The organism is Archangium gephyra (genome assembly GCF_049060025.1).
Lineage (GTDB): Bacteria > Myxococcota > Myxococcia > Myxococcales > Myxococcaceae > Archangium > Archangium gephyra_A.
In genome coordinates this window covers 1,991,212-2,013,697 of the sequence record NZ_JBMEQQ010000002.1, presented here as the reverse complement: position 1 = coordinate 2,013,697, position 22,486 = coordinate 1,991,212, and the positions used below count along the sequence as shown (strand labels likewise).

The following is a 22,486-nucleotide window of genomic DNA, read 5'->3' as shown; positions in this document are numbered from 1 at the left end:
TGCCGGCCGATGATGACTTCCGGTGCCGGACGGGGACAAGGGGCCGAGGGTCAGGTTCCTCGTCCGCCAGGCCTGCTCCCTCCTGCCCTTTTGGGCATCACGTCCTTCTCCGTCCCTGTCCACCTTCGAGTCGGAAGACAAGCACCTGTCTTCACGGGAGGCGCGCATGGTCCGGGGATTCGCCATTACCACGTCCACTTCCTCGATCCGGCTGGATGGGACGGGCCGGGGAGAGCTCACCTTCACGGTCTCCAACGCGCTGGGGCGGCCCGTCCGGGGCCGTGCCGTCGTCGAGCCGGAAGGCTCGGCCTCCCGGGACTGGTTGTCGCTCGAGGGCGAGTCCGAGCGCGATTTCCCTCCCGATGGCACCCACCAGTACACCGTGAAGGTGAACGTTCCTCCCGGCACGCCCCAGGGGCAGCACGCCTTCCACCTGTCCATGGTGAACGTGGCCAATCCCGACGAGGAGTTTACCGTCGGGCCCTCGGCGAGCTTCCAGGTCCCACTTCCCCAGGCTCCCGCGCCGAAGAAGAAGTGGCCCATCGCGTGGCTCGCGCTAGCCGCCGGCATCCTCGTCATCACCCTGGCCACCTTCTTCGCGCTGCGCGGCGGCGGTGAGGAAGCCGCCGAAGGCGTCGGCGGCGCGGGCGAGGCGGGGCAGGAGGCGCAGGCCCCGGCGAAGCAGGCGTTCCTGAGCCTCGATGGCAAGCAGTCCTACGTCGAGCTGGGCAACCCGAGGGAGTTGACCTTCTTCGGCCCCATCACCATCGAGGCGTGGATCCGGCCGCGGTCCCTCAATGGCATCCGCAACATCGTGGTCCACGGTCACGCCAACACGCCCCTCGCCGAGGTCTACCTCCGCATCAACAACGGGAAGTACCAGGTCGGCTCCTTCAACGGGCAGGACTTCTCCACGAGCGCCGAGATCCCCTCCTCGGACGTGGGCCGGTGGGTCTACCTGGCCGGGGTCTACGACGGCACCCGCTGGGTCCTCTATCGCGATGGGGAGCTGGCGGCCTCCACGCCCCGGACGCTCGGGACCTTCTTCGTGGACGCGACCTGGGGCATTGGTGCCCGGGGCGGTGGGCGCGAGCGCTTCTTCCAGGGAGACATCCGCGACGTGCGCATCTGGAACATGCCCCGGGGCCAGCAGGAGGTCCGCGCGGACAAGGACCGGACCTTCACGGGCAAGGAGCAGGGGCTCGTCGGCTACTGGCCGTTGAACGAAGGGGACGGCTTCCTCGCCCGGGATCTCTCCCCCAGCGAGAACCATGGCCTCATCCGCGATGCCACCTGGGGCACGGAGTAGGGCCAGAGAGGGCTGGGGGCGCGTCTCAAAGCTCCGGCGCCACACTCAAAGTAGTTGGGCATCCCGCATCCTATCCTTCAGGGTTGTTTCACCTTGGGGGAAAGGCCAGTGCCATGGCGAATGAGTACCGAAGTCGTGGGGCGGGGGAGGGCTGCTTGGGCTCCGTCTCGAGGTGGGGTGTGCGGCGGAGCCTTGGGGTGCGAGAACCCTCTTGTTTGAAGACCCTCCGGGTTCTCTTGGTTACGAGCTACCTTCTCACCAGCATGAGCGCGGCCGGCCAGGAGTCGAGACGAGTGGGGGTGATGCTCTCGGCCGACGCACATGCGCGAGGGGGAGATCGCGGTCCCCGCATGGAAGACTGGCAAGGCGGCGTGCTCTCCCTCCGGGTGGTGGACCCCGGCACCCTCGTGGTGACGGCAGGCGATGAAACCATTGCCGCGGGCGAGCTGCTGTGGGGGGAGGGCACGCGGCTGCGAGTGGAGCCGCGCAGGGGCCACCCGCCCGCGGCGCTGCCCCGGCTGGTGAGCCCCGAGCCAGGCCGGGAGGAGGTGGAGGTGGACGTCCCGGAGGGAGTGGGCGCCGGAGAGTTGCTCACCCTCACCTATGAGTGGGGCTGGAAGCACGCGGGCCAGTCCGCCCTGGAGCGCACCTGGCGCCTGCCGCCCATGGAGGAGATTCCGCCAGAGTGGCGGGAGGACGAGCAGGTCGAGACGGAGGACACGCCCGAGGACGGGGAGGACAGTGCGCTCACATTCCTCTCGGCCCAGGAGGCTTCCTTCCCCGTGCTGGTGGACCCGGAGCGGCCGGAGCTGCTCTGGGTGGCCGGGTACGCCTCGCGTGAGGACATAGCCTCGCGCCTCTTCGGGGACGCCGCGGCGGCGGGCGCTTTCGACATGGAGCCCCGTGCGCCTCCCTCCAGCGCCGCTGAAGTCCTCCAACTCTGCGTCCGCGTGCGCCACCCGCCAGCGCTCGTGCCACAGGTGCTCGCCACCCTGCGCAGTGCCTTGGAAGCGCAGTTGGAGGCGGATGTCGCCTGGAGCCGCTCCCAGCTCTCGACGGCCTCCCTGGACAGGGCCGAGGCCGCCGCGCTGGTGGAACGCGGCCTGCGCTGGGCCCAGCGCTCGGACATTCCGGACGGGGCCGGGCAGAGCTACTTCGACCGCTACCTCCAGGCGCTCGGCCCCTGGCGGGACGAGGACTGGCTCTCTCTCGGCGAAGCCGCCGAGCCCCTGCGCAAGGCCGTCGCCCTGCGCTCCAGGCGCTTCAAGACGGGCTACGTTGAGCGCGGCGGGGGCCGGGGCCTCGTCCGGACTGCGCGAGTCGGTGGAGTCCGTCCAGGCGCTGGTGAAAACGCTGGAGCGGATGCTCGCCGAGGGCAAGGCCGTTGCGACACCGGACGGGCTGCGGTTTTCCCTTCCTGGCGGCGCCGAGGCCTTCAAGCAGGCCTTCTTCGCCATCCGCGGGGAGATGGCCGCTGCGCGCGCCCTCGGCGGCATTCGCGGTGCGGGGATTGCCACCCAGGAGGCCGAGAAGACGCTGGAGGCGTTGAAGCTCTTGGCGGCGGAGAGCCAGGAGATGGCGCTCGCCTACGGTGCGGTGGCACGGCGTGCGGCGGCGCTGCCGGCCGACAAGGCCCAAGCCTACCTCGCCGCCGTGGAATCGCTGCGCTCCTCCGCGCGCGGTGCAGCGAAAGCGACATTGCCGGGATTGCTGCACCGCGCTGGAGCACCGAGCCTGAAGGATCCGCTCGCCTTCATGAAGGAAGCCGAGTGGCTCGTCAGTCACCCGGAACTGGATGCCGAAGCTGTCGTTGAGTTAGCGAGCAAAGCAGTCAAAGGCCGCGTGGACCTGGGCTGGTTGCGTTCCACAGGGCTGACCATGGATTACCTCAACTTCATGGCCAGGAACGAGAAGACGGCTTGGAAACTGTTCCAGAAGGCGGCAGCGGAACCGTGGAACGTAGTGGTGCAACGGCGGGCACGTGAGCAACTCCGAGGCATCGCGATGGAGATGCTGACAGAGCGCAATGCTCAGAAGCTCTTCCCGGGCTTCCGGCTCACGGGGCGACAGGTGCCGTTGGAAGGGGGGCACGTCATCGACAATGAGATAACGGCGATGCTTGGCTTGCGGCTTCAACATGGAGTGGAAGCAAAGGGCTGGAATAAAGACAGGTGGCGCATGGCGCTCAATGCATGGGATGTCAAGCAAGGCGCGCAACCGATCAGCGAACAGCAGGCTGCACTAGCAGACCAACTGCAGCACCTGCTCGAACAACTCGCCGATGCGGCGAAGGCGCCCCGAGGGAAGCCGTTCCTCGTCATTACAGACAAGCTGAGTGGGCCCACCAAGGAGAAGCTGGAGAGATTCCTACGCAGAAACGCGCGGGGCACACAGGTCATTGAAGTAGAGGAAGCCCAAATACTGGAGCAGACGAAGCAGTTGCGCGCCGCATTCAAGCTGCCCGAGGACTTGTCCGGAGGAGCGCCATGAACCGGTGGCCTCTCTGGGCGGTTCTGGCTCCAGGTGCGCCTGCACGGCTGGAGAGCCGTGCCCGCTCCATCGTGATGTCGGATTTGGATCAAGAACTCGGGAAAGAGCAGCCCTTCGAGGTCATCCCGGGCAGTGGACATTACCACGCCATCGTGGGCACGGACCCCAGCGACGTGGGCGCAGAGATGCAACTCGCCGAGGAACTATCGCTCGAAGGTGATGAGCCGGTGTACTCGATTGAGCGCGCCAACGACCCCTGGACCGTCATGTCGTGGCGAAACGGTGCGCTTGAGGTCTTGGAGGTGAGCCCAGACGGATTGGCGAAGTCTCTCGGTTGTCCGCTGCCAGGCAGCGAGGCGTCTTCGGACTCGTCCGCGAGGAAACCACTGCAGGCTGTCTCATTGGTGGAAGGAGTCCGGGCCCAAGAAGCGATTAGGGCTCTGGAGGAAGATGCTGGCGAGCCACTCACTCCGGGGCGCTATCGCCTTGAGGACACGCCGAGAGGGCTCCTCATTGCCAGCGGAACTGGCGACATAGGGTTCGCCGACATCACTGTGTCGGAACGGATTCCCCACGCGACCGTGTTTGCGGTGATTGCCTCGCCGAACCTGGACGAGTTCTTTGTTACCGTGAGGCGAGGGGGGGAGGGCATCGAAGAGTTCGCGCAGCCGCCTGATGAGTTTCCGCGTCTGCCGGTCGTCAGCGAAATCAAGGGCGAGCGCTCGCCCGAGCGGATTCTCGCGGCTTTAGGTATTCCAGCGGAGTGGTTCCGGAATGAATGACAGGGGGGCCGGGCGGCCTCGCCCAGGCGCCGGACACCCGGCCGGGCGGAGTGAGCTGGATGGAGCCTGGGGAGATCCCCGTACCGTCTGAAGTAGGCGGTGGTTACATCTTGCGCGTGGAGGCCCGTTGAGCGAGGAGGGCGGCATGGCCATGCGCGGCACCCGGAAGAAGACGGCGGACAAACCCCAGTACCACCATGGAGATCTGCGCCGGGCGCTGTTGGATGCCTCGCTGACCCTCATCTCCGAGGAAGGTTTTGGGGCGCTGACGCTCCGGGAGGTGGCCCGGCGGGCCGGGGTGACGCACGCGGCGCCCTACCGTCATTTCGCGGACAAGGAGGCGCTGCTGGTGGCCGTGGCCCAGGAGGGCTTCCGCGTCATGACGGCCCGGATGAAGGAGCGCATGGCCGGGGAGACGTCACCCGAGGGCCGTCTGGTGGCCTGTGGCGTGGCCTATGTCCTCTTCGCCATGGAGCACCCCGCGCACTTCCGGGTGATGTTCGGGCCACACTTCACCCAGCCGCCCAAGATGGGCCCGCCGGGCGGGGACACGGATGCGTTCGGTCTGCTGGTGGACTCCATCACCCAGGGCCAGCGGGCGGGCGTGTTCCACGAGGGCGAGCCGCTCATGTTGGCGCTGACGTGCTGGTCCCTGGTGCACGGGCTGGGCTCGCTGCTGGTGGACCGGAAGCTGGAGTTCTCGGGCGTCATCACCGTTCAACAGGCCGAGGCCCTGGCCCTGGAGCAGACGCGTCTGTTGCTGCGCGGGCTGACGCGCGCAACGAGCAATTGACCGGGAGAGCGCCTCGGCTAGGTTGGCGCCCCATGGCCAACCCACCCGAGAGCGAGCCCACCGAGAAGCGCGTCCGAGCCCGGGAGCTGGGCATTCCCCTGGGCCGGTTCAAGACGGGCCGGCACAACGCCATCACCGACGTGGAGGGCGTGCTCGTCGGGCACAGCACCATCATCCGGGGCGAGGGGCCGCTGCGGCCGGGCCATGGCCCCGTGCGCACCGGTGTCACCGCCATCCTCCCCAACCGCGGCAACATCTTCATGGAGCGGATGAACGGGGGCGGCTTCGTCCTCAACGGGGCGGGCGAGGTGGCGGGCATGACCCAGCTCATGGAGTGGGGCCTGGTGGAGACGCCCATGCTCCTCACCAACACCATGTCCGTGGGCGCGGCGTCCGACGCCCTGGCCCGCCACATGGTGGAGCAGTACCCCGGCATCGGCGACGAGCACGACGTCATCATCCCCATCGTCGGCGAGTGCGACGACAGCTATCTCAACGACATCTCCGGCCGGCACGTGCGCGCCGAGCACGTCTTCGAGGCCATCCGCAACGCCTCGGAGGGTCCCGTCCCCGAGGGCAACGTGGGCGGCGGCACCGGCATGGTGACGTGCGACTTCAAGGGCGGCATCGGCACCTCCTCGCGCAAGCTCCCCGAGGCCCTCGGCGGCTACACCCTGGGCGTCCTGGTGATGAGCAACTTCGGCAAGATGCACAACCTGCGCGTGGGCGGCCTGCCCGTGGGCGAGGTGCTCGCCGAGAAGCTCAAGGGCACGCCCCGCCGCGGGCAGACGTACGGCTCCATCATCGCCGTGGTGGCCACCGACGCCCCCCTGCTCAGCCATCAGATCAACCGCCTGTGCAAGCGCGTGTCGCTGGGCATCGGCCGGGTGGGCAGCTACGCGGCGCACGGCTCGGGGGAGATCGTCGTGGGCTTCTCCACCGCCAACATCATCCCCCGGCGCACCCAGAAGATGGTCTACAAGCTGAAGATCCTCCTGGATCAGCGCCTGGATCCCCTCTACGAGGCCGTCATGGAGGCCACCGAGGAGGCCATCCTCAACTCCATGTGCATGGCCACCTCCATGAAGGGGGTGAACGACAACTACGTCCCGGCGCTGCCGCTGGACGAGGTGCGGCGCTTCGTGCAGGCCTGCCGGCCCATCTTCGCCTCGGTGAAGAAGCGCCCCCAGCAGACGAGCGCCCCCGTGGGCCGGGAGAAGCCGGCGGACGTGGACAAGGAGGGCGAGGTGACGGCCGGAGCGGCCCTCCCCACCGAGGTCCGGGGGGCGGAAGGCATCCCGTATCCCACCCGGCCGGCACCGGACGATATCGAGGACTCCTCATCCGGCGGATCTTCTGGTAGTTAGGCGCCCCTCGTCTGTCCTACCTCTCTCAGGAGACGCCTACATGGCCCGCAGCAAGAGCAAGCACCGCCGCGTTCAGAACAAGATCAAGCAGAAGTGGAAGCGTCAGTTCAAGCGCAAGGCGGCCAAGGCGGCCGAGGGCGAGAAGAAGTAATCTCGCTCGGTTGCCTCGGACCCGCTCCGCGCGAGCACGCTCGCCTGCCTACTGGCGGGCCGCCGTGAAGGAGCGGGTCACCGAGCATCGCCGGGCCCCCCCGGCCGTGGTGCTCGAGAAGTTCCCCTGCCAGTCTCCCACCAGTCTGGGCACGCCGCCGTCCCCGATCGCCGGGATGTAGCGTCCGGAGAGGATGGTCGAGTCGGGCCCGCCGGTCCCCCCATCCGTTGGCTGCCCCAGGCTGTTGCCCACCAGGCTGAAGTCATAGGTCTGGAAGAGCGTGCCGCGCAGCGTCATGCCGTCCAGGGTCGCGTCGAGCTCACTGCCCTGGCGGTTCACCTCCAGAGGGCCCTGGGGCAACGCCACCGTCACGCCCTCGCAGGAGGAGGGAGTCGTCCCCGGCTCCAGGGCCAGACCGTAGGTGCCCTCCATGGGGGGGCAGTGGGTGCAGCCCTGCGAGGAACCCCCGCACCCGGAGGCGATCAGCAGCATTCCGGCCAACGTGAGGGGGAAGGTGAGGAATCCGAAGCGTCCAGAAGTCATGGATCATCTACCTCGTGCAGGACGCCCAGGCTTCCCGCAGGGAAGCGAAGTTCCTACGTTCTGTCGCGTCCTGGGCGGGGTGCCGTTGTTGAGGGTGGTGGGGTGGAGGGGTGGGCGTGACTGGGCTCGACACGAAACGGTGGTCCAATCTTATCTTCGCCGGGCTCTTCGCCCTGGCGCTGATTCTCTTCTCGAGAATCCTGCTTCCTTTCCTGATGCCGGTGCTGTTGGGAGGCTTCCTGGTGGTGCTGTTCCGGCCCCTTCAGGATGTCCTGTTCCGGACCCGGCTGAGGGCTTGTCCCTCGCTGTGCGCCGGACTGTCCACGCTGGCCGTCTTCATGCTCATCCTGGTGCCGCTGGCGGCGGTGGGCTGGCTGGTGGCGCGCGAGGTGCTGGGGCTGCTGGAGCATTCGCAGGTGCTGTTGGACCGGATGGAGCAGCAGCAGCTCGCCGCGAGCCTGCCGAGGGGGCTGCGGCGCTTCGTGCCGGCCAACCTGCATGGCTCGCAGACGGAGGAGGCGCTGCTGGGGGCGATGACCAACGGCGCCTCGGTGGTGAAGGATCTGCTGGGGGCTGGCACGGCGCTGATCATCGACATGTTCCTGATGGCGGTCGCCATGTACTACTTCTTCCTGGACGGCCGCCGCCTGTGGGCCGAGTCCACGCAGCTCGTGCCCCTGGACAAGCGCTACATCCAGGCGTTCGCGCAGGAGTTCACCGACGTGGCGCACGCCATCGTCTACGGCAACACCATCACCGCCTTCGTGCAGGGGGCGATGGGGATGGTGGGGCTGATGCTGGCGAAGGTGCCGCACGCGGGGGTGTGGGGCGCGGCCATGGTGCTGGTGTCGCTGGTGCCGGTGGGTGGCACGGCGCTCGTCTGGGGCCCCATCGGCATGGTGCTGCTGCTGGCGGGCAAGGTGAACGAGGGGGTGTTCCTGCTGGCCTGGGGCGCCTTCGTGGTGGGCAGCATCGACAATGTCATCCGGCCGAAGCTGTGCGGCTCGCGCATGGCGCTCCACCCGCTGCTCGTCTTCCTCTCCATGTTCGGTGGCCTGGCGGTGTTCGGGATGATGGGGCTGCTGGTGGGGCCGCTCATCGCCTCGCTCTTCATGGCCATGGTGCGCATCTACCGGCGTGACTTCCTGGGCATCCAGCCGGCCGTGCTGCCCGCGGTGGCCGCGCCCGCGCCCGTGTCCCAGCCGGTGGCCATGCCGCAGCCAGTGATCGCTCCTGGACCAACGGTCGCCGAGGTCTGACGCTCCGCCTGGACAAGGGCCCGCGCGCCGGGTGAGTCTGCCGGCCATCCATGATGGTCTCTGGACGCTGGTTGTCTCGCTGGGGCGTGGTGCTCGCCCTGGCCCTGATGCTCACCTCGCAGGCCGCGCGCGCGGAGCGCGTGGCCGTCTCCGCGATTGAAGGAGACAAGAACCACAAGCTGCGTGCCCAGGTGACGGGGTTGTTGCGCAAGACGCGCAAGGTGAAGGTGCTGCCGCCCTCGGCCTGGGCCATGGCGGCCGCGAAGCAGCGGCTGCGAGGCCCCGCCTCCGTGGAGCGCCGGGTGGTGGCGCGCCTGGCACCGACGCTCGAGGTGGACGCCGTGCTCACGGGCTCGGCGGGGCGGACCTACAGCACCTTCAATGCCCGGCTGCTCGACCAGGACGGCGAGGAGCTGTGGACCGGGGAGTTCGTGCTGCAGCGCGGGCTGCTGCCGAAGTTCGAGGCCCGGAAGTTCACCCAGGCGGTGATCGACGCGCTGACGGCGGCGAACGCGCCCGAGGCGACGGAGTCCGTGGCCGGGTCCGCTCCCGCGCCCTCACCGGCGCCCGCGGTGGCGCCGCCCGCGTCCGAGTCTCATGCGGTGGGCACGGGAGAGCCGGAGGCGGTGGAGCCGGTCCGTCCGGTGCAGCCCGAGCCGCCGCCCGCGCAGGGGACCGCCTCCGCTCCGAGGGCCGAGGCCACGCCGCCGGCTGCTCCGAAGCCGGTGCTCGTTCCGGAGGCGAAGCCCGTTCCCGCGTGGGAGGCGCTGGACGAGGCGTCGCACACGTACCTCATGGAGCTCGAGGGCAGTGGCGGAGGTTTCCCCGAGGAGGGGGGCGTCACGCCGGACGTGGGCGGGAGGCCTCCGCGGCTGAAGGTGTTGCTCGGGGCGGCGGTGACGTGGCGGCGCTACTGCGCGCGGCCGGGCGTGGAGTCGTGCAGCCAGTACGACGCCCAGCTTCCGGAGCAGCAGGTGGGGGACATCTCGGACTTCAGCTCGAATGCGCCGTACGCGGGCCTCGCCGTGGAGGCGGAGGTGTTCCCCCTGTCGCACTGGCCGACGCTGCTGCGCGGGGTGGGGCTCACGCTGGGCTACCAGCGCGGCTTCGCGCGGACGACGGTGCAGGTGTCGTCGCCCGTGGGCGAGACGCCCGAGCGCGAGGTGTACGCGACGGACACGGCCTATGGGGCCATGCTCGCCTACCGCTACTTCTTCGATCTGGGGATGGTGGGGACGCCGCTGTGGGGTCACGCCGGTTTGCGGCTGGGAGCGCTCGGCCGGGAGTTCGACGTGGGCGAGCGGACGGACGTCCCGCTGCCGGTGGTGCACCGCTTCTACCCGGCGGTGGGGCTGGACGTGTCGGTGCCGTTGATGCGCGCGGTGCGCCTCGAGGGCGCGGGCCAGCTCTTCTTGCGGCCCAACCCGGGGCAGTCGCCCTGGGGGGACGAGGATGGCACGCGGGTGGCCGAGGTGCGCGACTACGGCACGGCCGTGTCGAGCCTGGGCTGGGCCGCGGAGCTGGGCGTGGCGGGAGACCTCTGGGGCCCGCTCGGCTACTCCGCGCGCTTCCGGCTGGAGTCCTACAAGGACCGTTTCACCGGGCAGGGCACCCGGCGCGGCTGGACGGAGAGCGGCGTGGCCGAGGAGTCCTACTCGAGCATCGTCGCGGGCCTCACCGCCTCCTGGTGAGACTCCGGGGAAGGCCCCGGTCCGTCACACCGAGATGAGGCCCTTGCGGATGCCCTCGGTGACGGCCTCCACGCGGTTGGTGACCTCGAGCTTGTGGTAGATGTGCTCGAGGTGGGTGCGGATGGTGGCCTTGGAGAGGTTGAGCAGCCGGGCCGCCTCGCTGTTGGACACGCCCTTGGCGATGAGCTGGAGCAGCTCCGTCTCGCGGTTGGACAGCGGCTTGAGGAGCGGCTCGCTGGCCCCGGCGTGAGCGGGCTCGGGACTCTTGAGTGCGGGCGGCGCGGCCACGGGCTCGGTGGGCACGGGGCCCGCGTCCGGCTCCACGCGGAAGTGGCGCAGCAGCCGGCGCGCCAGGCTGGGCTGGATGACGGTGCCGCCGGCGCGCACTTCCTTGATGGCCTCGATGATCTTGTCCGCGGGCGTGCCCTTGAGCAGGTAGCCCGAGGCCCCGGCCTTCACCGCGTCGAGGACTTTGTCCTCCTCGTCGAAGATGGTGAAGATGAGGATCTCCACCTGGGGCCACCGCGCCTTGACCTCGCGGGTGACGTCGATGCCGCTCATGCGCGGCAGGCCCAGGTCCAGCAAGAGGACGTCCGGGTTCACCCGGGGTACCTCCTCGAGCGCCGCCTCTCCGGACAGCGCGGTGCCGACGATGGTGATGTCCTGGTTGCTCTCGAGCAGGCGGAGCTGGTTCTTGAGGATCTTCGTCTGATCCTCGACGACGAAGACGCGGATGGGGGAGGGCGCGATCGCTTCGGTCATGGGCTGGAGGGGAGGGAGAAGGATACGCGAGTGCCGTTACCCGGCGCCGAGTCTACGATGAGGGTACCGCCGAGCTTCATGGCCCGCTCGCGCATGTTGAGCAGGCCGTAGTGGCCGCGAGGCGTCTGCTTGGGATCGAAGCCCTTGCCGTCGTCGCGGACGAAGAGGTGCACGCGGTCCAGGTCGTAGTCGAGCTTCACCTGCACCTGCCTGGGCTGGGCGTGCTTGACGGCATTGGAGAGGCACTCCTGGAGGATGCGGAAGAGGGCGAGCTGGGCATCCGGGGTCAGCTTGCGCGGCAGGCCGGTGCGCTCGAAGCGCAGGTCCACCTGGGTGCGGTCGCCGAACGTCTTCACGTAGTCCTCGAGCCCCTGGGTGAGCTCGAAGTCCTCGCGCATCATCTGCAGGTTGCGGCGCAGCTCCTCGATGGACTCCTCGGCGGTGGCCTTGAGCTCCTGGATTTCGGAGCGCAGCGAGTCGTCCTTCGCCATGCCGAGGATGAACTCGGACTGGATGATCATCGAGGAGAGCGAGGCGCCCAGGCCGTCGTGGATCTCCCGGGCCAGGCGGCTGCGCTCCTCCAGCACGGCCAGCTCCTTGAGATCGCCCTGGAGCTGCACCACCTCGCGGTGGGCGGCGGCCTCGCGCTCGCTGAGGTACACGAGCACGTAGACGATGGTGAAGTTGAGCGCCGCGTACCAGAAGATGGTGAGGACCTCGACGGCGGTGACCTCGCGGTTGAGCAGCAGATCCAGCCGGGCGGTGATGGGCAGCGCCAGCATGGAGGGGAGGATCGCCAGCGGCTTGGGGAAGAGGATGGCGAAGAGGGTGGTGAAGAGCAGCTGCGTGCCGAGCAGCGGGCTCTGCAGACCGCCGCCGACCTGGGGCTTGGAGATGAGCACCACCACGATGATCAGGTCGAGGCACAGGGTGATGTACGTCACCCAGCGGCCAGCCGTGGGGTGGTCGATGACCATGAAGTTCGCGACGCTGTAGAGGAGCATCGCGAAGTAGCCGGCGAAGGCGAAGGTGCTGAAGTCGAAGTAGGAGGACCAGGCGGGCACGGCGAGGATGGCCAGGCCCAGGGTGAGGAACATGAGGCGCGCGTAGAAGAGGGCGCGGGCCCGGGCGACGAAGCGCTCCTGCTCCCAGGAGGCCGCGGCCTGCTCGGCGGAGATGCTGTTGGTGAGCTTGCGCCGCTCGAGCACCGCGCGCACGCGAGCACGGCGGTGCGAGTCGGGATTGTCGTCTTCGAGCGCCAGGGCGGGTTCCATCGGGCCGGCAGCTTAAGGGACCTGCCGGGCTTTCGGGAATACCACCACTCCGGACGCCTGCCTCCCTGGTTCCGGGAGGCGGCGGGGACTACTGCGCCTTCTGGGGGGCGCAGGCCTTGCGAGCCTCGGGCTGGCGCTCGAAGACGAACTCGAGGCGGTCCCGGCTCTCGCCGGTGGCCTCGTTGAAGAGAGGGGTGCCGCCCGCGTACATGGTGCCCTCGGCGTTGCCGTAGCGGTCCAGCTTGTGCTCCTGGAGCCAGCGGTCCACGCAGGCCTCGACCGCGGCCTGATCGCCGCCCTGGCCCGTGGGGCCGCCCGCGTCGGTGGGGGCGGTGAGGGGGGCCCCGGTCGAGCCGGTCTGCCCGGCATTCTGTCCTGCATCGTTGACGGCGGGGTTGTCGGCGGGCTGGTTCTCCCCGGTCTTCTTGGGGCAGCCGGTGGCGAGCAGGGCGACGGCGAGGAGGGCGAGCGCGTGTCTCATGGATCCTCTAGACGGGAAGGCGGGGTAGGGGTGCGACGAAGCGGGGCGGGAAGATATTCGTTCGGGTGAGGGGCGGGAGGCTTTTCGCGGGGCGGAGTTGACGGCGGACGGAGGCTCGGCGAGGGTCGCGCGCGTGGAACGAGTGGCCTCGGCACGGGTGCTGGTGGTGGGCGCGGGCGGATTGGGCTGTCCGGCCTCGCTGGCGCTCGCGCGCGCGGGCGTGGGGCACCTGACCCTGGTGGACCCGGACCGGGTGGACGTGACGAACCTCCACCGGCAGCTCTGGCACCGCACCCCGGACGTGGGCCGGCCCAAGGTGGAGTCGGCGGCGGAGGGGCTGAAGCGGGCCTTCCCGGCCCTGCGCGTGGAGACGCTCACCGAGCGGGTGGACGATCGCAACGCCGCCTCCCTGTTCCGGGCCCATGACGCGGTGGTGGATGCCACCGACGGGACGTCCACCAAGCTCTTCCTGTCGGATGTGGCGGTGGCGGCGGGCGTGCCGCTCGTCTACGGCGGGGTGCTGCGGATGCAGGGGCAGGCGATGCGCGTGGAGCCCGGCGGGCCGTGCCTGCGCTGCCTCTACGAGGAGCCGCCCTCGCCGGACGCGGTGCCCACGTGCGCCCAGGCGGGGGTGCTCGGCTCGATGGCGGGGCTGGTGGGCGCGCTGCAGGCCCTGTTGATTCTGGAGCGGCTGACGGGCGCGGCCCCGGCGGAGGAGGGCTCGGCCACCCTGCACGTGCTCGATGGCGCCACGCTGCGGGGCCGCCAGGTGCGCGTGCGCCGCGCTCCCGATTGTGAGGGCTGTTCCCGCCCGCGCCCGCCCGTCTTCACCGAGGAGCTCGCCCGATGCACGAGGTGACCCGGACGCTGGACATCACCCGCGAGGTCTGTCCCATGACCTACGTGCGCACCAAGCTCGCGCTGGAGGCGCTCGACGACGGCGCGGTGCTGGAAGTGGTGTTGCGAGGGGACGAGCCGTTGAAGAACGTCCCGCGCAATGCGCGCGAGGAGGGCCACGAGGTGCTCGTGCTGGAGCCCCGGGGCGATGGAACCCACCGGTTGCTGCTGCGCAAGCAGGGAGGAGTTTGAGCGATGGCCACGATTCGCATTCCCACCACCATGCGGAGCCTGACGGGCAACAAGGGCGAGGTGCGCGTCACGGGCGCGACGGTGGGCGAGGTGTTGAACAACCTGGAGAAGGCGCACCCGGGAATCGGCGCGCGCGTGTTCGACGACAAGGGCGCGGTGCGGCGCTACGTCAACGTGTTCCTCAACGACGAGGACATCCGCTTCCTGCAGGAGCTGTCCACGCCGGTGGCGGAGGGGGACCGCATCACCCTCATCCCGGCGATCGCGGGAGGGTAGGGCGATGGCGCTGCGCGAGGAGCAGATCCTCCGCTACTCGAGGCAGATCCTCCTGCGTGAGGTGGGTGGGCGCGGGCAGGAGAAGCTGCTGGCCGGAGGGGTGCGGCTGAAGGCGGCGGGGACGGCGGGGCTGACGGCCGCGGCGTACGTGGCGGCCGGGGGCACGGCGGTGGAGGCGGGCCCCGAGCCGCTGTCCTCCGGTGCCGAGGGCTTCCTCGTCCAGGCGGAGGAGGTGGGCCGGCCGGGCGCGGAGGTGCTCGCGCGGGTGCTGCCGGACGTCAACGCGGACGCCCTGCCCATGCGCGGGGCCGGGCGGCTGGCGGAGCTGCCCGCGCTCTGGGATGGCGAGGGCCCCTGGGTGGCGCTGGGCGGCGACGGGACGCGGGGCGTGGCCGTCTTCCGGGGCGCCGCGGGGTGTGCCGGGTGCTTCGAGGCCACCACGGCTGCGCTGGGGGCTCCGCCCTCGGGGGCACTCGGGGTGGGGCTGGGCGCGCTGGGGGCGCTGATCCTCCAGCGGTTGCTGCTCGGGATGGAGCCGGCGCTGGGGGCGTGCGGGTGGGAAGCCCCGGGCGTGCTGACGGACCTGCCGGTGCGGCGCTGCGCCCGGTGTGGCTGACCCACAACCCAGGAGCCAGGGTGAGCCCCACGTTGCCGGAAGACTTGTCGGACGTCATCCGACACCTGGCGTCCTCCTATCCCCGGGAGGGCTGTGGGGTGCTGCTGCGGGCGGGGGCGTCCGGGCCCTGGCGGGTCCGCCCCCTGCGCAACGCCCAGGACGAGCTCCACGCCCGGGAGCCTGTGCGTTTTCCTCGCACCTCCCGGACAGCCTACTCCTTTGATCCACGCGAGTGGCTCGGCGTCCTGATGGAGGTGGAGGCCCGGGGCGAGCACGTGGCCTGCGTGTTCCACTCCCATGTGGACAGCGGTGCGGAATTCTCCGACGAAGACCGGCGCCAGGCCGCCCCGGACGGACATCCGCTGCTTCCCGGCGTTTCCTACCTCGTGATCGCTATCCACTCGGGGTGTGTCAGGGATGCGAAAATTTTCTGGTGGGAGTGCGGATTTTTCCAGGGGGAACAGGTTTTACTTGACTTTGAGTCCCTTCAACCCTTGGAAATCCCTTGAGAAGGCGGGCACTTGGCCGGTTGCCCCCCCTACCTGCGGAAAGGTGGGTGCGAATTGTCAAACGCCGGGATCTTCGTCTATAACGCCCCGGACTTTTGATCTGCCGAGCTCTTGGGGGGCCGGATGTAACCTCCTGGAGTCGCAGGGAGTTTGGGACCCGTTATGGCGCAGACGACTGGTTTTACCGTTTGGCTGACCGGCATGTCCGGGACCGGCAAGAGTACGATGGCTGCCTACATCGCGGCCCGGCTCAGGCAGGTGGATCGCAACGTGGAGATTCTCGACGAGAACGAGCTCCGTGACGATCTCTGGCAAGGATTGGGAGACAGCAAGGACGAGCGCAACACGATCGTCCGCCGGCTGGGGTATGTGGCCGGGCTGCTCACCCGTAACAACGTGGCGGTGCTGGTTCCCAGCGTGAGCCCGTACAAGGCGGGGCGCGAGGACAACCGCAGGACGATTGGCCGCTATATCGAAGTGTACGTGGACTGCCCGACCGAGAAGCTGATCGAGCGCGACAGCACGGGCCGTTACAAGAAGGCGCTGAGCGGGGAGATCCCCAACTTCATCGGCATCACCGAGCCGTATGAGCCGCCGGCCTCGGCCGAGGTGGTGATCCACTCGGACGTGGAGAGCGTGGAGGACGGCGCGGGGAAGATCTTCCAGTCGCTGTTGGATCTCGGGTACGTGACGGTCGAGGAGCTGAAGATCATCACGGGCAAGAAGATGAAGGCGCAGCCTCCGACGAAGACCGAGGTGACGCGCGTGTCGTCGGCCCCGAAGTCGGGCAAGGCGGCGCCGGCGGCCAAGGCGGCACCGGCGGCCAAGGCGGCACCGGCGGCCAAGGCGGCGGCGAGCGCGGGCAAGGGCGCCAAGGCGCGTCCGGCGGCCCGGGCGGCGCGGGTGGCGAAGCCGGCGGCCAAGAAGGCGGCTGCTCCGAAGCGCAAGGCCCGCTAGCCGGGCGGCCCATCCCCCTCCTGCCGAGGGAGGGGCGTGGACCCGAGCGTCTCGAGGACCCCCAGGTTGCACGGGCAACCCGGGGGTTCTTCGTTTATAGAGGTGCCCCCATGCTGACCCCCGAGCGCATCCAGGCCCTGTGTGATTCCTCCCGTCCCAAGCTGGAGGCGATGCGTGCGGCGTTGCGCGCGCACGGCTCGGCGCTGGTGGCGTTCTCGGGAGGAGTGGACTCCACCTTCGTGCTGAAGATCGCGGTGGAGGAGCTGGGCGAGCGGGCCCTGGCGCTGACGGCGTTGTCGGCCTCGGTGGCGCCGGAGGAGGAGCGGGAGGCGCGGGAGCTGGCGGCGAAGCTGGGCGCGCGGCACATGGTGGTGTCGAGCGACGAGCTGGCCAACCCGAGCTACGCGGCCAACCCGACCAACCGCTGCTACTTCTGCAAGACGGAGCTGTACGATCTCTGCGAGGCGAAGCGGAAGGAGCTGGGGCTGGAGGTGGTGCTGGACGGCTTCAACGCGGACGATTTCAAGGATCATCGGCCGGGGCACCAGGCGGCGAAGGAGCACGCGGTGCAGTCGCCGTTGGCGAAGGCGGGGCTGACGAAGGAGGAGATCCGGGCGTGGAGCCACGCGCTGGGGCTGCCCACGTGGGACAAGCCGCAGATGGCGTGCCTGGCGTCGCGGATTCCGTACGGCACGTCGGTGACGCGGGAGCGGCTGTTCCAGATCGCCGGGGCGGAGTCGGAGCTGCGCAAGAGGGGCTTCCGGCAGTTCCGGGTGCGCTACCACGACGAGATCGCGCGCATCGAGCTGGCGGCGGAGGAGTACGAGCGCTTCCTGTCGGCGGAGGTGCGGCGCGAGGTGGACCAGGCGCTGAAGGCGCTGGGCTTCAAGTTCGTGGCGTTGGACCTCGAGCCGTTCCGTTCGGGGCGGATGAACGACGCGGCGGGGATTCAAAAGCCGGCGGACGCCCACCCCCTGCCGGTGGTGAGCTGATCCAACAGGTGATCCCGCGCTGATCCGCGGCTGATCCCAGCCTGATCCCCCGTCTGATCCGTTCCTGATCCGCGAAGCCTCCCCCCTCGCCCTCCGGGAGAGGGTCGGGGTGAGGGTATCTCGCACCCCGAATTCTCCCTGTGCGGGCGCCGGGATTTTGGATCCGCGAGCGGATCGGACGTAGAGCAGAGCGGCTGCGTGCGCGGCCCTCCTGTGATCCGGTTCTGATCCCAGGTGATCACCAGGTGATCTGACGGGTGCGGGGATTTTCTTGCGATCCGATGCGTCTGTGGGACTCTGTGCGCACCTGTAGGAGACAACGCACATGGACATGAATCCTCGCCTCACCTCGGTGGTGTTCCGTCTCAACCGCGAGAAGCTCGATGCGCTCAAGGAGCTGTCGCGCTCGACGAGGATCCGCCAGAGCGAGTACCTGCGAGAGGCGATCTCGGATCTGCTGACGAAGTACGAGGATCGCCTAGTCGACTAGGCGGCGGCCGCGGAGTCCGAGTCAGCCGGGTAGAAGGGAGGCGCCAGGGGGAGACCCGGGGCGCGGGCCCGCTCCTCGGCGGGGAACGGATCCACGGCGGACGGGTAGAGCACCTCCCAGAGCAGGAGTCCCTGAGCCGGAGCCTTGAGGCCGGGGATGGAGGTGCCCCGGTCCAGCGCGGAGCGGTAGAGCTCCTCGGAGAGGACGCCGGCGGCGGTGAGCAGCGCCGAACCCACGAGGTAGCGCACCTGGTAGCGCCCGAAACCATCCCCCCGGAGCCGGACCTCGAAGAGGCCATGGCCCAGCTCGTGGAGGGTGGAGGACTCCAGGGTGCGCGGCTTGCGCAGGCTGGAGTGCTCGTGGAAGGCGTAGAAGTCGCGGCAGCCCACGGCGGCGCCGAGCAACTCGGCGACGCGCTCGGGCTTCAACGCACTGCCCTCCATCAACCGGGGCTCGGTGGAGGGCTCCATGACGAAGGGCCGCCACGCCTCGGAGACGGTGCCGCCGAGCTGGATGCGGTAGCGGTACTCCTTGCCGGCGGCGCTCCACTGGGCATGGAAGCCGTCGGGCGGACGCCGGGCGACACACAGGCCGAGATCCGGCGGGACGTGGGGCGGGAGCCGCTCGGAGAGCATCTCCGAGGTGTAGCAGGGAGGCAGCCGGACACTGACGACCTGCATGCGGGCATGGACGCCGCGGTCGGTGCGGCCGGCGGCCATGACGGTGTAGGGGACACCGGCCTTGCGGAGCGAGGCCTCGAGGGTCTCCTGGACGGTGGGGCCTTCCGGCTGACGCTGGTAACCACGGAAGTGGGTGCCGCGGTACCAGATCCACAGGGCGGCGGGGGTTCTTTTCACGGAGGGTAGGGGCGAGCGAGCGGAAGGAAGTGGAAGGGGCGTTGTGATGGCCCGTGCGGCCTGGGATACTTCCCGGCCCATGTCGGCTGCACAAGACCTCCATGACCCCGAGAGGGAGCAACTCGATTCCCACTGGCTCTACCGCCAGGGGGACCTCGTCCTCGGTCCCCTGACTGGCCACCAACTGGTGGAGAAGCTCTACGCGGGAGTACTGACCGGGAAGACGGAGGTGTCCTCCACCGGCCCGAGCGGTTTCCGCAAGCTCGAGGAGCTGGAAGCCTTCCGGCTGCACGTGTCCAGGGCGGCGGCGAAGCAGCGGGTGGAAGCCGAGGCCCGGGCGCTGCGCGCGCGGCGGACGCGACAGGCGCTGCTCGCGGGAGCCGTGGCGCTGATGGTGCTCGGCGGACTGGGGGCGGGGGCGTGGCAGATCGCCCGCTACTCGTCGGTGTACCTGCCGGGCGTCGAGCGCGACGAGCTTCTCCATCGAGATGTCCGTGCCGGTCATCACCGTGGCCAGGCGCTCCGGTTCCGAGGAGCTGTTCGAGTACCCGGGCGAGCCGAAGCAGCGCACACCGGAGAAGACTCCCACCCCCAAGCCCACCGAGACGGTGCCGGACAAGCCGGACAAGCCGGAGAAGGTGGCCTCGGCCGCGCCGGTGGCGAAGCCGGATCGCCGTCCCACGGGCGGGCGGGCGTCGGGCAAGGTGATCACCGACGCGGATGGCATGTCCACGGAGGTCAACTACGACCAGGCGGCCATCAACCGGGTGGTGAAGCAGAGCCAGGCCACGCTGCACAAGTGCTTCAAGGCGGAGGCCGAGCGCCGTCCGGGCTTCGCCGCCAAGGTGCCGCTCGAGTTCACCATCGGCAACGACGGCCGGGTGGCGCAGCTCTGGGTGGACCATCCGCAGCTGAAGAAGGGACCGCTCTTCGACTGCCTGCTGGGCGAGATGAAGAAGTGGCCCTTCAAGCCCTACACGGGGGAGCGCGCGACAGTGAACCTCGCGTTCACCATCGGTAAGAGGTGAAGCAGGAGATGTAGGCGGCGGCGGGCCGCTTTTTTGCCCCCCCGGTTTTCCTGCCCGATACAGGGGGGCATGGTGACCGCTGCTGAAATCGACATCGAGAAGAAGGCCGCCTCCGTGCCCCCGGGCACCTTCCGCCACACCGTCCTGGTGGCGGCCAAGCGTTTCAAGTCCACCTGGGCCGAGCTGGGCAAGCTCCTGGTGCAGGTGCGGGACGAGAACCTCTGGGAGCCCTGGGGCTACAACTCCTTCGAGGCGTACGCCCTGAAGGAGCTGCACATCAAGAAGCAGACGGCGCTGAAGCTCACGCGCTCGTTCAGCTTCCTGGCCAAGCACGAGGCCCCCGAGGAGGTGTCCCAGCCGGACTTCCCCCAGAAGGCGCCCCCCTTCGAGGTCATCGAGGTCCTGGCGGACGCGGAGGAGCGCGGCCAGCTCTCGCCGCAGGAGTATCGTTCACTGCGTGACAGTATCTGGAACGCGGAGAAGCCGCCCAATGAACTGAAGAAGGAGTTCGCGGAGCGCTTCCCGAAGCCGCCGCCGGAGCCCCCCCCGGAGAGCCTCCAGGTGAGGAAGCTGGCGCAGTTGGCCCGGAAGCTGGCTGCCGAGGTGTCCGGGTGTCGCCGGGTACCCCATGCCATTGCCGAGCGGGCGGGCGCCCTGGCCGAGGACCTGGAGGAGCTCGCTTCGGGCGTGAATGACGCCTGAACGGGTGTTACTCAACGCTGACCTCGTCCGGCGGTGCACAGCCCGCCGGTCGACACATCCGAGATGGGCTTCCTGCGGATTCAGTCGGAGCCTATATTTTGTCGGACGGCTGTTCGAGACGTGGGCAGCCAGGCAATTTGGGTGTGGTGAGGGTGTCGGCTAGGTAGGCTCCGGGGAACCGGGGTCGGTGAACTCGGAGGCGGCAGTGAAGAAGGAGCACCACGTCAACCTGTCCTGCTCGTTCTGCGGCAAGTCCCAGCGCGAGGTCCGCAAACTCATCGCGGGCCCGACGGTCTACATCTGCGACGAGTGCATCAAGCTCTGTAACGACATCATCGCGGATGAGAACGAGCGCGAGGAGGGCAAGCCGCAGGTCAGCTTGCCGACGCCGATGGAGATCAAGGCGTTCCTCGACGATTACGTCATCGGACAGGACCAGGCGAAGAAGGTCCTCTCCGTTGCCGTCTACAACCACTACAAGCGCATCTATCAGAAGAAGCCGGCTGCGCGGCCGCGTCCGGGGATGAAGGCCTCGGGCGCGGATGAGGTGGAGCTGAGCAAGAGCAACATCTTGCTCGTGGGCCCCACGGGAAGCGGCAAGACGCTGCTGGCGCAGTCGCTGGCGCGTTTCCTCAACGTTCCCTTCACCATCGCGGACGCCACCAGCCTCACCGAGGCCGGCTACGTGGGTGAGGACGTCGAGAACATCATCCAGAACCTGCTCCACAACGCGGATTACGACGTGGAGAAGGCAGCGCGGGGCATCGTCTACATCGACGAGATCGACAAGATCGCCCGGAAGGGTGACACGCCGAGCGCCACGAGGGACGTGGGCGGCGAGGGCGTGCAGCAGGCGCTCTTGAAGATCATCGAGGGAACGCGCGCCAATGTGACGCCGCGGGGTGGGAAGAAGTACAACCAGCAGGAGTACGTGCAGGTTGATACGACGAACATCCTGTTCATCTGCGGCGGCGCGTTCCACGGCATTGATGGAGTGATCAAGCGCCGGGTGGGCGAGAAGGGCCTGGGGTTCGGGGCGAAGATCACCCACCGGGAAGAGCGCAGCGTGGGCGAGCTGCTGGCGATGGTCGAGCCGGAGGACCTGATGAAGTTCGGGATGATTCCCGAGTTCATCGGCCGTCTGCCGGTGGTGGCGACGCTGAACGACCTGAAGGAAGAGGATCTGATCACGATCCTCACCCAGCCGAAGAACGCGCTGATCAAGCAGTACCAGAAGCTCTTCGAGATGGAGAAGGTGAAGCTGACCTTCACGAAGGAGGCGCTGAAGGCGATCGCGAAGGAAGCGATGCGGCGCAACTCCGGAGCGCGCGGCCTGCGTGCCATCCTCGAGGACGCGATGCTGGACATCATGTACGACGTCCCGTACCGGGATGGGGTGAAGGAGTGCAAGATCACCGAGACGGTGGTGACCAAGCACGAACCGCCTCAACTGGTGATGGAGAAGGAGAAGAAGTCGGCGTAGCCCGGCGTCTCTCCGCGTAGAAAAGCCCCCGTTGCCCACCGAGGCACGGGGGCTTTTCCACTTCCTCGATCACTGTGCCAACTTCCCCCCAATTTCCCCTCTCCCCTCGGGAGAGGGACGGGGTGAGGGTGCGTGTACAGATCGTCCCACGGTGAACTGGATCGACTCGGGTTGCTCGCGCTGTGCCGGCGGCTCCGGGCGGACACCACGGATGCCGAGTCCCTGCTGTGGAGACTGCTGCGGGCCCGTAGGCTGGTGGGGGTGAAGTTCCGGCGCCAGCACCAGTTCGGTCCGTACATCCTCGACTTCTACTCGCACGAGGCGAAGCTGGTGCTCGAGCTGGACGGGGACGGCCATGCACAGCCGGAACAGCAGGCACGGGACGCGGAGCGCACGGCGTTCCTGGAAGCCCACGGGCTGACAGTGCTGCGGTTCTCGAATCGGGACGTGCTGCAGGAGACGGAGGCCGTGCTCACACGGATCTGGACCCAGGTGAGCACGCACCCTCACCCCGTCCCTCTCCCGGAGGGCGAGGGAAAATAGGCACAGAGGGAGAGCAGGCTCGCGTGGGAAGCAGGCGCGCGC

25 protein-coding genes are annotated in these 22,486 nt (G+C 68.7%); 20 read left to right on the top strand and 5 right to left on the bottom strand.

The genetic code is table 11. The annotated features are described in order from the left end of the window. Positions 1 to 166 precede the first annotated feature (166 nt). The 6 genes from ACN28I_RS08725 (at position 167) to ACN28I_RS08700 (ending at position 6,892) form a co-directional block, all read left to right on the top strand. Positions 167 to 1,309: a LamG domain-containing protein gene (locus ACN28I_RS08725; protein WP_420941621.1), complete on the top strand. Its 1,143-nt coding sequence runs from the start codon at positions 167 to 169 to the stop codon at positions 1,307 to 1,309. Between the two features lie 1,344 nt (positions 1,310 to 2,653). Beyond that, positions 2,654 to 3,799 carry a hypothetical protein gene (locus ACN28I_RS08720; RefSeq protein WP_420941620.1) on the top strand — a complete coding sequence of 382 codons (1,146 nt, stop codon included), beginning with the start codon at positions 2,654 to 2,656 and terminating at the stop codon, positions 3,797 to 3,799. Continuing rightward, entirely contained in the window at positions 3,796 to 4,581 is a 786-nt protein-coding gene (locus tag ACN28I_RS08715; RefSeq protein WP_420941619.1) for a hypothetical protein, read from the top strand. Before ACN28I_RS08720 ends, ACN28I_RS08715 begins: the two co-directional genes overlap by 4 nt. 127 nt (positions 4,582 to 4,708) lie before the next feature. Continuing rightward, positions 4,709 to 5,374, top strand: coding sequence for a TetR/AcrR family transcriptional regulator (locus ACN28I_RS08710; RefSeq protein WP_420941618.1), 666 nt, complete (start codon positions 4,709 to 4,711; stop codon positions 5,372 to 5,374). 32 nt (positions 5,375 to 5,406) lie between these two features. Then, positions 5,407 to 6,741: a P1 family peptidase gene (locus ACN28I_RS08705; protein ID WP_420941617.1), complete on the top strand. Its 1,335-nt coding sequence runs from the start codon at positions 5,407 to 5,409 to the stop codon at positions 6,739 to 6,741. Positions 6,742 to 6,781: 40 nt separating this feature from the next. Continuing rightward, positions 6,782 to 6,892, top strand: coding sequence for a hypothetical protein (locus ACN28I_RS08700; protein ID WP_047858218.1), 111 nt, complete (start codon positions 6,782 to 6,784; stop codon positions 6,890 to 6,892). Between the two features lie 48 nt (positions 6,893 to 6,940). On the opposite strand, the gene ACN28I_RS08695 is transcribed toward ACN28I_RS08700, so the two are convergent. Then, positions 6,941 to 7,435, bottom strand: a complete 495-nt coding sequence (locus ACN28I_RS08695; protein WP_420941616.1) for a hypothetical protein — start codon at positions 7,433 to 7,435, stop codon at positions 6,941 to 6,943. Positions 7,436 to 7,551: 116 nt separating this feature from the next. On the opposite strand from ACN28I_RS08695, the gene ACN28I_RS08690 reads away from it, so the two are divergent. Together ACN28I_RS08690 and ACN28I_RS08685 are read left to right on the top strand one after the other, a co-directional pair. Then, complete coding sequence (locus ACN28I_RS08690; protein ID WP_420941615.1) at positions 7,552 to 8,694, top strand: AI-2E family transporter; 1,143 nt, start codon at positions 7,552 to 7,554, stop codon at positions 8,692 to 8,694. 50 nt (positions 8,695 to 8,744) lie between these two features. Next, positions 8,745 to 10,385 (top strand): hypothetical protein, encoded by a 1,641-nt coding sequence (locus ACN28I_RS08685; protein ID WP_420941614.1) that lies wholly within the window; start codon positions 8,745 to 8,747, stop codon positions 10,383 to 10,385. A gap of 24 nt (positions 10,386 to 10,409) precedes the next feature. Here the strand turns inward: ACN28I_RS08685 and ACN28I_RS08680 are convergent, their stop codons facing one another. The 3 genes from ACN28I_RS08680 to ACN28I_RS08670 form a co-directional block, all read right to left on the bottom strand. Beyond that, positions 10,410 to 11,147: a response regulator gene (locus tag ACN28I_RS08680; protein ID WP_420941613.1), complete on the bottom strand. Its 738-nt coding sequence runs from the start codon at positions 11,145 to 11,147 to the stop codon at positions 10,410 to 10,412. After that, positions 11,144 to 12,421 carry a sensor histidine kinase gene (locus ACN28I_RS08675; RefSeq protein ID WP_420941612.1) on the bottom strand — a complete coding sequence of 426 codons (1,278 nt, stop codon included), beginning with the start codon at positions 12,419 to 12,421 and terminating at the stop codon, positions 11,144 to 11,146. The genes ACN28I_RS08680 and ACN28I_RS08675 overlap by 4 nt, the downstream gene beginning before the upstream one ends. An 88-nt stretch (positions 12,422 to 12,509) precedes the next feature. Further along, positions 12,510 to 12,902, bottom strand: coding sequence for a hypothetical protein (locus ACN28I_RS08670; protein ID WP_420941611.1), 393 nt, complete (start codon positions 12,900 to 12,902; stop codon positions 12,510 to 12,512). A 133-nt stretch (positions 12,903 to 13,035) separates the two neighbouring features. Between ACN28I_RS08670 and ACN28I_RS08665 the strand changes: the two genes are divergently transcribed. The 8 genes from ACN28I_RS08665 to ACN28I_RS08630 all read left to right on the top strand — a co-directional run bounded on the left by ACN28I_RS08665 (position 13,036) and on the right by ACN28I_RS08630 (position 17,831). Beyond that, a complete protein-coding gene (locus ACN28I_RS08665; protein ID WP_420941610.1) occupies positions 13,036 to 13,761 on the top strand; it encodes a HesA/MoeB/ThiF family protein in 726 nt (241 codons plus the stop codon). Continuing rightward, positions 13,749 to 13,991 (top strand): sulfurtransferase TusA family protein, encoded by a 243-nt coding sequence (locus tag ACN28I_RS08660; RefSeq protein WP_043395479.1) that lies wholly within the window; start codon positions 13,749 to 13,751, stop codon positions 13,989 to 13,991. Before ACN28I_RS08665 ends, ACN28I_RS08660 begins: the two co-directional genes overlap by 13 nt. A 3-nt stretch (positions 13,992 to 13,994) precedes the next feature. Continuing rightward, positions 13,995 to 14,267: a ubiquitin-like small modifier protein 1 gene (locus tag ACN28I_RS08655; protein WP_420941609.1), complete on the top strand. Its 273-nt coding sequence runs from the start codon at positions 13,995 to 13,997 to the stop codon at positions 14,265 to 14,267. 4 nt (positions 14,268 to 14,271) lie between these two features. Continuing rightward, entirely contained in the window at positions 14,272 to 14,883 is a 612-nt protein-coding gene (locus ACN28I_RS08650; RefSeq protein ID WP_420941608.1) for a ThiF family adenylyltransferase, read from the top strand. 20 nt (positions 14,884 to 14,903) lie between these two features. Further along, positions 14,904 to 15,392, top strand: coding sequence for a Mov34/MPN/PAD-1 family protein (locus tag ACN28I_RS08645; RefSeq protein ID WP_420941607.1), 489 nt, complete (start codon positions 14,904 to 14,906; stop codon positions 15,390 to 15,392). A 162-nt stretch (positions 15,393 to 15,554) separates the two neighbouring features. Continuing rightward, positions 15,555 to 16,349, top strand: a complete 795-nt coding sequence (gene cysC / locus ACN28I_RS08640) for an adenylyl-sulfate kinase (protein WP_420941606.1) — start codon at positions 15,555 to 15,557, stop codon at positions 16,347 to 16,349. Between the two features lie 110 nt (positions 16,350 to 16,459). After that, positions 16,460 to 17,341 carry an ATP-dependent sacrificial sulfur transferase LarE gene (larE, locus tag ACN28I_RS08635; protein ID WP_420941605.1) on the top strand — a complete coding sequence of 294 codons (882 nt, stop codon included), beginning with the start codon at positions 16,460 to 16,462 and terminating at the stop codon, positions 17,339 to 17,341. Positions 17,342 to 17,666: 325 nt separating this feature from the next. Then, positions 17,667 to 17,831 (top strand): ribbon-helix-helix domain-containing protein, encoded by a 165-nt coding sequence (locus ACN28I_RS08630; RefSeq protein WP_073562486.1) that lies wholly within the window; start codon positions 17,667 to 17,669, stop codon positions 17,829 to 17,831. Here ACN28I_RS08630 and ACN28I_RS08625 read toward each other — a convergent pair. After that, entirely contained in the window at positions 17,828 to 18,688 is an 861-nt protein-coding gene (locus ACN28I_RS08625) for a tRNA pseudouridine synthase A (protein WP_420941604.1), read from the bottom strand. The two genes, ACN28I_RS08630 and ACN28I_RS08625, sit on opposite strands and share 4 nt — an antisense overlap. Positions 18,689 to 19,176: 488 nt before the next feature. On the opposite strand from ACN28I_RS08625, the gene ACN28I_RS08620 reads away from it, so the two are divergent. The 4 genes from ACN28I_RS08620 (at position 19,177) to ACN28I_RS08605 (ending at position 22,444) form a co-directional block, all read left to right on the top strand. Continuing rightward, positions 19,177 to 19,716: an AgmX/PglI C-terminal domain-containing protein gene (locus ACN28I_RS08620; RefSeq protein ID WP_420941603.1), complete on the top strand. Its 540-nt coding sequence runs from the start codon at positions 19,177 to 19,179 to the stop codon at positions 19,714 to 19,716. A 69-nt stretch (positions 19,717 to 19,785) separates the two neighbouring features. Further along, positions 19,786 to 20,418, top strand: a complete 633-nt coding sequence (locus ACN28I_RS08615) for a hypothetical protein (protein WP_420941602.1) — start codon at positions 19,786 to 19,788, stop codon at positions 20,416 to 20,418. A gap of 205 nt (positions 20,419 to 20,623) precedes the next feature. Beyond that, on the top strand, positions 20,624 to 21,901 hold the full coding sequence (gene clpX / locus ACN28I_RS08610; protein WP_420941601.1) for an ATP-dependent Clp protease ATP-binding subunit ClpX: 1,278 nt from the start codon (positions 20,624 to 20,626) through the stop codon (positions 21,899 to 21,901). A gap of 132 nt (positions 21,902 to 22,033) precedes the next feature. Next, positions 22,034 to 22,444, top strand: a complete 411-nt coding sequence (locus ACN28I_RS08605) for an endonuclease domain-containing protein (RefSeq protein ID WP_420941600.1) — start codon at positions 22,034 to 22,036, stop codon at positions 22,442 to 22,444. Positions 22,445 to 22,486 lie beyond the last annotated feature (42 nt).

What these genes read in the sequence shown, in the direction of transcription:
- cysC (WP_420941606.1), top strand. Translation starts at nt 15,555, where the DNA reads ATGGCGCAGACGACTGGTTTTACCGTTTGGCTGACCGGCATGTCCGGG.
- larE (WP_420941605.1), top strand. Translation starts at nt 16,460, where the DNA reads ATGCTGACCCCCGAGCGCATCCAGGCCCTGTGTGATTCCTCCCGTCCC.
- ACN28I_RS08705 (WP_420941617.1), top strand. Translation starts at nt 5,407, where the DNA reads ATGGCCAACCCACCCGAGAGCGAGCCCACCGAGAAGCGCGTCCGAGCC.
- ACN28I_RS08700 (WP_047858218.1), top strand. Translation starts at nt 6,782, where the DNA reads ATGGCCCGCAGCAAGAGCAAGCACCGCCGCGTTCAGAACAAGATCAAG.
- ACN28I_RS08695 (WP_420941616.1), bottom strand. Translation starts at nt 7,435, where the DNA reads ATGACTTCTGGACGCTTCGGATTCCTCACCTTCCCCCTCACGTTGGCC.
- ACN28I_RS08615 (WP_420941602.1), top strand. Translation starts at nt 19,786, where the DNA reads ATGGTGACCGCTGCTGAAATCGACATCGAGAAGAAGGCCGCCTCCGTG.
- ACN28I_RS08725 (WP_420941621.1), top strand. Translation starts at nt 167, where the DNA reads ATGGTCCGGGGATTCGCCATTACCACGTCCACTTCCTCGATCCGGCTG.
- ACN28I_RS08655 (WP_420941609.1), top strand. Translation starts at nt 13,995, where the DNA reads ATGGCCACGATTCGCATTCCCACCACCATGCGGAGCCTGACGGGCAAC.
- ACN28I_RS08630 (WP_073562486.1), top strand. Translation starts at nt 17,667, where the DNA reads ATGGACATGAATCCTCGCCTCACCTCGGTGGTGTTCCGTCTCAACCGC.
- ACN28I_RS08670 (WP_420941611.1), bottom strand. Translation starts at nt 12,902, where the DNA reads ATGAGACACGCGCTCGCCCTCCTCGCCGTCGCCCTGCTCGCCACCGGC.
- ACN28I_RS08660 (WP_043395479.1), top strand. Translation starts at nt 13,749, where the DNA reads ATGCACGAGGTGACCCGGACGCTGGACATCACCCGCGAGGTCTGTCCC.
- ACN28I_RS08715 (WP_420941619.1), top strand. Translation starts at nt 3,796, where the DNA reads ATGAACCGGTGGCCTCTCTGGGCGGTTCTGGCTCCAGGTGCGCCTGCA.
- ACN28I_RS08620 (WP_420941603.1), top strand. Translation starts at nt 19,177, where the DNA reads ATGTCCGTGCCGGTCATCACCGTGGCCAGGCGCTCCGGTTCCGAGGAG.
- ACN28I_RS08675 (WP_420941612.1), bottom strand. Translation starts at nt 12,421, where the DNA reads ATGGAACCCGCCCTGGCGCTCGAAGACGACAATCCCGACTCGCACCGC.
- ACN28I_RS08685 (WP_420941614.1), top strand. Translation starts at nt 8,745, where the DNA reads ATGATGGTCTCTGGACGCTGGTTGTCTCGCTGGGGCGTGGTGCTCGCC.
- ACN28I_RS08650 (WP_420941608.1), top strand. Translation starts at nt 14,272, where the DNA reads ATGGCGCTGCGCGAGGAGCAGATCCTCCGCTACTCGAGGCAGATCCTC.
- ACN28I_RS08680 (WP_420941613.1), bottom strand. Translation starts at nt 11,147, where the DNA reads ATGACCGAAGCGATCGCGCCCTCCCCCATCCGCGTCTTCGTCGTCGAG.